This is a genomic window from Jatrophihabitans sp. (assembly GCF_036388195.1).
Classification (GTDB): Bacteria; Actinomycetota; Actinomycetes; order Mycobacteriales; family Jatrophihabitantaceae; genus Jatrophihabitans_A.
Genome location: NZ_DASVSG010000097.1, coordinates 1 through 6,304, shown reverse-complemented (window position 1 = coordinate 6,304; position 6,304 = coordinate 1). Strand labels below are relative to the sequence as shown.

Sequence of the window (6,304 nt, the reverse complement as noted above, 5' to 3'; positions counted from 1 at the left end):
GACCGCCCCCGGCTCGTCGTCCTTCGTCGAGTTCATCTCCGCGGCCGCGGCTGAGCTGCTGCCCGGCAACCGGGCGCAGCTGACCGGCGCCATGCCCTCCTCCCCGCACGCCGCCGGGTCGCTGCACGCGACGACGATCGTGGCGGCCACCTTCAACGGCGGCGTGATCATGGCCGGTGACCGCCGCGCCACCATGGGCAACCTGATCGCCCAGCGCGACATCGAGAAGGTCTTCGCCGCCGACGAGTACTCCCTGGTCGGCATCGCGGGCACCGCCGGCATCGCGATCGAGCTGGTGCGGCTGTTCCAGGTGGAGCTGGAGCACTACGAGAAGATCGAGGGCACCGCGCTCACCCTGGACGGCAAGGCCAACCGGCTCGCGACGATGATCCGGGGCAACCTCGGCGCGGCGATGCAGGGGCTGGCCGTGGTCCCGCTCTTTGCCGGCTACGACATCGACAGCGCGGCGGTGGAGGGGTCGGCCGGCGCCGGCCGGATCTACAGCTACGACGTCACCGGCGGCCGCTACCCCGAGCAGTACTACCACTCGGTGGGCTCGGGCTCGGTGTTCGCCAAGAGCGCGCTGAAGAAGCTCTGGCGTCCGAACCTCAGCGAGGAGGAGGCGGTCGCGATCGTGGTCGAGTCGCTCTACGACGCCGCCGACGACGACGCCGCGACCGGCGGCCCGGACCTGACCCGGCGGATCTACCCGGTGGTGTTCGCGGCCACCGCCGACGGCACCCGCCGGGTGGCCGACAGCAGCCTGGACGCCGTGGTGCGCGCGCTGCTGGAACGCCGGGCGGCCGTGCCAGGCTCCTGAGCCGCTGCTTCGGCCGCTCCCCGACCCTACGAACCGGAGAAACATCCATGTCGATGCCGTTCTACGCCTCGGCCGAGCAGATCATGCGCGACCGGTCCGAGTACGCCCGCAAGGGCATCGCGCGCGGCCGCAGCGTGGTGGTGCTGACCTATGCCGACGGGGTGCTGTTCGTCGCCGAGAACACCAGCTCGGCGCTGCACAAGGTGTCGGAGATCTATGACCGGATCGGCTTCGCGGCGGTCGGCAAGTCCAACGAGTTCGAGAACCTGCGGGTCGCCGGCATCCGGCTGGCCGACCTGCGCGGCTACTCCTACGACCGCCGCGACGTCACCGCGCGGGCGCTGGCCAACGCCTACGCCCAGACCCTGGGCTCGATCTTCACAGAGCAGCAGAAGCCGTACGAGGTGGAGCTGTGCGTCGCCGAGGTCGGCTCGTCGGCCGCCGATGACCAGCTCTACCGGCTGTCCTACGACGGCACCATCGTCGACGAGCCCAACTACCTGGTGATGGGCGGCCAGGCCGACACGGTCGCCAATGCCCTCAAGCAGTCGTTCCGCACCGACATGTCGCTGGCCGACGCGGTCTCGGTCGCGGTCGCGGCGCTCGGCTCGGTCGGCGGCGAGGGCGGCGGCAACCGGGTGCTGGTCGCCGACAGCCTCGAGGTCGCCGTGCTGGACCGCAACCGGGGCCACCGCAAGTTCCGCCGCATCGTCGGGCCGGCGCTGAGCAGCCTGTTGCCGGGCAACGGCTCTGCCGAGCCCGCGGCCGAGCACACCGGGGCCCAGCCTGTGAACGAGCAGGGCGGCGCGGACACGCCACCGACGCCGGGCCGCTCCGACAGCACGGACAGCCCCGACGGCCCCTAGTTCCGCGGTGGCCCGGGACGCTGCCGCCGGTTAGCGAGGGCGGCCGGTTCTAGCGAGACCGCCGGTTTTGACGAGCCGGCGGGTTAGCCGGCCACCACGTTGTCGCCGGACAGCGCGACCTTCACTGCCTTCAACGGCCGCTGCGCCGGGCCGTTGAGCACCGCGCCCTTGAGGTCGAAGACCGAGCCGTGACACGGGCAGTCCAGCTCCTTGCCGGCCGGCTTCACGGTGCAGCCCTCGTGGGTGCAGATCGCGCTGTAGGCCTCGACCGTGGTCGCCGCCGTCCGGACGATGATGATGTCGCCGCCGTCCGGGCCGGTGGCTGCGATCGCCTCGCCGACCGTGATGTCGGAGAGCTTGGCCAGCGGGGCGCCGGATGCGGGGGTGGTCGGCAGGCCCTGGACCGGGCTCGAGCTCGATGTGGGTGTCGGCTCCTCGGCGGGGGCCTTCGAGCAGGCCACCAGGGCGACTGCGGGGATGCCGATGGCGCCGGCCGCCAGCAGGCTTCGGCGGCTGATGCCCGACACCGTCGAGCGGTCGTCCTCGTGCTCTGTGCTCATCCATTGACTCCCAGATCTGTGTCCACTGTCATTGCTCGTACAACAGAACCAACGCAACAGCCACCCGAACGGTTCACGCGGGTGCAGGATTGAACCGTCCCGCCGGCTCAGCCGTATCCATCCCCGGAGCGGTCCGCCGCCAGTCCACGTCCAGACCCCAGGAGACCCGATGCCGGTCGATCGCAGCGCGGTCGACGAGCGTGAGTTCATGCAGGCCCTGCATGACGAGCACGCCGCCGCGCTGTGGGCCTTCGCGGTCCGGCTGACCGGCGGCGACCGGCAGGCCGCCGAGGACGTCGTGCAGGAGACCCTGCTGCGGGCCTGGCGCAACCCCGACAGCCCGGCCTTCACCGCCGAGCAGGCGGGTTCGGCGCGCGGCTGGCTGTACACGGTGGCCCGCCGGATCGTGATCGACGAGTGGCGCGCCCGCAGCGTCCGGCCGGAGCGGCTGGTCGCCGCGGTGCCGGAGTCCGCGGTGGCCGATCACACCGACGCGCTGGTCGAGTCCCGGCTGATCGCCGACGCGCTGCTGCGGCTGACCCCGGACCACCGGGCGGTGCTGGTGGAGCTGTTCTACCGGCGCTCCAGCGTGCGGGAGGCCGCCCACCAGCTGCAGATCGCGGAAGGGACCGTCAAGTCCCGGTCGCACTACGCCCTGCGGGCCCTGAAGCTGGCCCTCAACGAGATGGGAGCGGCGCCGTGACCGGCCCGGGTCAGCACGAGCACGGCGTCCCGTTCGACCCCGACGCCGAACGCGCCATCGCCGAGCACGTCCGGTTCGAGCTCGACGACGCCGCCTACCTGCTGGGCGCGCTGGAGGTCGAGGAGCGCGAGGCGTTCGAGCGGCATCTGCGGGCCTGCCCGATCTGCCAGGACCGGATCGCCGAGTTTGGCGACCTGCCCGGGGTGCTCGCCCGGGCCGACGTCTCGGCCTGGGAGCCCGAGCCGCCGCCGGACACGCTGCTGCCCCGGCTGCTGCGCCAGGTCGCGGCCAGCCGGCGGCGCCGGGCGCGGCGGCTCGTCGCGTTCGCGGCAGCGGCGGCCTGCCTGCTCGGGCTGCTGGCTACCGGCGGGGTGCTGGGCTGGCAGCGCGCGCACCAGCCGCAGACCCTGACCATGCAGCCGGTCGGCCCGAACGCCGCCGGTGTGCACGCCACCGTGCAGCTGATCAGATCCGGCTCGAGCACCCGGGTCAAGCTGGCCTGCGGCTACCCCGGCGGCGGCGCCTACCCGGACCACTCCTACACCTCGTACCAATTGGTGATCTTCAACCGCAAGGGCGAGAAGGTGGGCCTGGGGAGCTGGACGCCGCAGCCGGATGAGGACGTCCAGATCACCAGGAACAGCCCCTGGCCGCGGCAGGCCATCGACCGGATCGAGATTTCCGACGACCACGACCGCACGGTGCTGCGGTTGCGCCTGTAGGACCGGACGAGATCCGATACCGATCACGCAACCGAAGACGCGCATCTGGCCGCTTCGCTGACTAGGCTGGGCCCGTGCAGCGACGTATCTTCGGCATCGAGAACGAATACGGTGTGACCTGCACCTTCGAAGGTCAACGCCGGCTCAGCCCGGACGAGGTGGCCCGCTACCTGTTCCGGCGGGTGGTCAGCTGGGGCAGGTCCTCCAACGTCTTCCTGCGCAACGGCGCCCGGCTCTACCTGGACGTGGGCAGCCACCCCGAGTACGCCACCCCGGAGTGCGATTCGCTGCTGAGCCTGGTCACCCACGACAAGGCCGGCGAGCGGATCCTCGAGGGGCTGCTCATCGACGCCGAGAAGCGGCTCAACGACGAGGGCATCGCCGGCGACATCTACCTGTTCAAGAACAACACCGACTCGGCCGGCAACTCCTACGGCTGCCACGAGAACTTCCTGGTCGCCCGGCACGGCGAGTTCAGCCGGATGGCCGATGTGCTGATCCCGTTCCTGGTCACCCGGCAGCTGATCTGCGGCGCCGGGAAGGTGCTGCAGACGCCCCGCGGGGCGGTGTACTGCCTGAGCCAGCGGGCCGAGCACATCTGGGAGGGCGTCTCCTCGGCCACCACCCGGTCCAGGCCGATCATCAACACCCGGGACGAGCCGCACGCCGACGCCGAGCGGTATCGGCGGCTGCACGTCATCGTCGGCGACTCCAACATGAACGAGGCCACCACCCTGCTGAAGGTGGGCAGCGCCGATCTGGTGCTGCGGATGATGGAGCAGGGCATCACCTTCAAGGACCTGACCCTGGAGAACCCGATCAGGGCGATCCGCGAGATCAGCCACGACCTGACCGGCAGCCGCCAGGTCAAGCTCGCCAACGGCCGGCTGGCCAGCGCCAGCGAGATCCAACGGGAGTACTTCGAGAAGGCCCGGACGTTCGTCGACGCCACCGGCTCCGATCCCGTCACCGAACAGGTGCTGGATCTGTGGGGCCGGACCCTCAAGGCCGTCGAGTCCGGTGACCTGAGCCTGATCGACCGCGAGATCGACTGGGCCACCAAGTTCCAGCTGCTGGAGCGCTACCGCGCCCGGTACGACCTGCCGCTGTCCTCGCCGCGGATCGCGCAGCTCGACCTCACCTACCACGACATCCGCCGGGACCGGGGCCTGTACTACCTGCTGGCCAACCGCGGCGCGGTGAGCCGGGTGACCTCTGACCTGGCGGTGTTCGAGGCCAAGAGCGTCCCGCCCCAGACCACCCGGGCCAAGCTGCGCGGCGAGTTCATCAAGCGCGCGCAGGAGACCCGGCGCGACTTCACGGTGGACTGGGTGCACCTCAAGCTGAACGACCAGGCGCAGCGGACCGTGCTGTGCAAGGACCCGTTCCGGGCGGTCGATGACCGGGTCGAGAAGTTGATTGCCTCGATGTGAGCGGCCGCGCTCGACGAACCGAGCACCCCGACCGGGGTGGCGCGCCGCCCAGACGCGGACGTCGCCTACCGTTGTCGGATATGGCGGCGCGTCGGCAGCAACGACTGGTCAATCTGGTCCTCTGCCTGCTCTCCACCCGGCAGTACATCACCGCCGAGCGCATCCGGGACACCGTCGAGGGCTATGAGGTGTCCGAGGACTCCACCAATCCGGACGAGGCGTTCAAGCGCAGCTTCGAACGGGACAAGGCGGAGCTGCGCGAGCTCGGCATCCCGCTGGAGACCGGCCGCAACTCCGTCTTCGACACCGAGGACGGCTACCGGATCGCCCGGCAGGACTTCGAGCTGCCGCCGATCGAGTTCACCGCCGACGAGGCAGCCGCCGTGGGCCTGGCCGGCCGGCTGTGGAGCACCGCGTCGCTGGCCACCGAGGCCCGGACCGCCCTGATCAAGCTGCGCGCGGCCGGGATCGAGATCGAGGAACCGCCGGGCGCCGATGCGCTGCCCCCGCTGCCGGGCAACGAGCCGGCGCTTCCGTACCTGATCGCGGCGGTGTCCGAACGCCGGGTGGTGCAGTTCGGCTACCGCAAGCAGTCGGCGCCCGCGCCGGAGAAGCGGACCGTGGAGCCGTGGGGTGTGCTGTCCTGGCGGGGTCGGTGGTACGTGGTCGGCCACGACCGGGGCCGGGGCGACATGCGCAGCTTCCGGCTGGACCGCATCGTGGGCGAGGTCCGGACGCTGACCGTGGCCGCCGAGACCAGCCGGCCGGACGACCTGGACATGCTGGAGCTGGTGCGCGGCGCCAACCACCAGCCCGATCAGCTGGCCAGCGTGCGGGTGGTTCCCGGCCGCGGCGGCGAGTTGCGCCGGCTGGCGCGGCAGGTCCGCAGCACCGCCGAGGGGGAGGTGCTGACCCTGGACTACCGCGACCTGGACCGGCTCGCGGGGCTGGTGGCCGGCGCCGGCGCCGATGCGGTGGCGCTGGAGCCGCCGGAGCTGGTGGCCGCGGTGATCAGGTTGCTCTCCGGCGTGACGGGTGGGGCGCTGAGCGCTCACGGTGACGGCGGGCCCGGCTCTGAACTGCCCGCGGACGCTGGGCCGACCACGGAGGCCCGGGTGACCGACGCTGGGCCGACCGCCGCTGGGCCGACCGCCGCTGGGCCGACCGCCGCTGGGCCGACCGCGGAGGCCCGGGTGACCA

The 6,304-nt window shown here is 71.5% G+C and carries 7 protein-coding genes; 6 read left to right on the top strand and 1 reads right to left on the bottom strand.

Annotated elements, in window-relative coordinates:
• Both prcB and prcA read left to right on the top strand, forming a co-directional pair.
• On the top strand, positions 1-820 hold an 820-nt coding region (gene prcB / locus VF612_RS10160), incomplete at its 5' end, for a proteasome subunit beta (protein ID WP_408659734.1).
• A 47-nt stretch (positions 821-867) separates the two neighbouring features.
• Complete coding sequence (gene prcA / locus VF612_RS10155) at positions 868-1,686, top strand: proteasome subunit alpha (protein ID WP_408659733.1); 819 nt, start codon at positions 868-870, stop codon at positions 1,684-1,686.
• Between the two features lie 83 nt (positions 1,687-1,769).
• Here the strand turns inward: prcA and VF612_RS10150 are convergent, their stop codons facing one another.
• On the bottom strand, positions 1,770-2,246 hold the full coding sequence (locus tag VF612_RS10150) for a ubiquinol-cytochrome c reductase iron-sulfur subunit (RefSeq protein ID WP_408659732.1): 477 nt from the start codon (positions 2,244-2,246) through the stop codon (positions 1,770-1,772).
• A 169-nt stretch (positions 2,247-2,415) separates the two neighbouring features.
• Here VF612_RS10150 and VF612_RS10145 point away from each other — a divergent pair, with 169 nt between their 5' ends.
• The 4 genes from VF612_RS10145 to VF612_RS10130 all read left to right on the top strand — a co-directional run.
• Entirely contained in the window at positions 2,416-2,949 is a 534-nt protein-coding gene (locus VF612_RS10145; protein ID WP_408659731.1) for a sigma-70 family RNA polymerase sigma factor, read from the top strand.
• On the top strand, positions 2,946-3,671 hold the full coding sequence (locus VF612_RS10140; RefSeq protein ID WP_408659730.1) for an anti-sigma factor family protein: 726 nt from the start codon (positions 2,946-2,948) through the stop codon (positions 3,669-3,671). Before VF612_RS10145 ends, VF612_RS10140 begins: the two co-directional genes overlap by 4 nt.
• Before the next feature lie 74 nt (positions 3,672-3,745).
• On the top strand, positions 3,746-5,104 hold the full coding sequence (gene pafA / locus VF612_RS10135; protein WP_408659729.1) for a Pup--protein ligase: 1,359 nt from the start codon (positions 3,746-3,748) through the stop codon (positions 5,102-5,104).
• A gap of 80 nt (positions 5,105-5,184) precedes the next feature.
• Positions 5,185-6,304: helix-turn-helix transcriptional regulator (locus VF612_RS10130; protein ID WP_408659728.1), on the top strand; the 1,120-nt coding region annotated here is incomplete at its 3' end.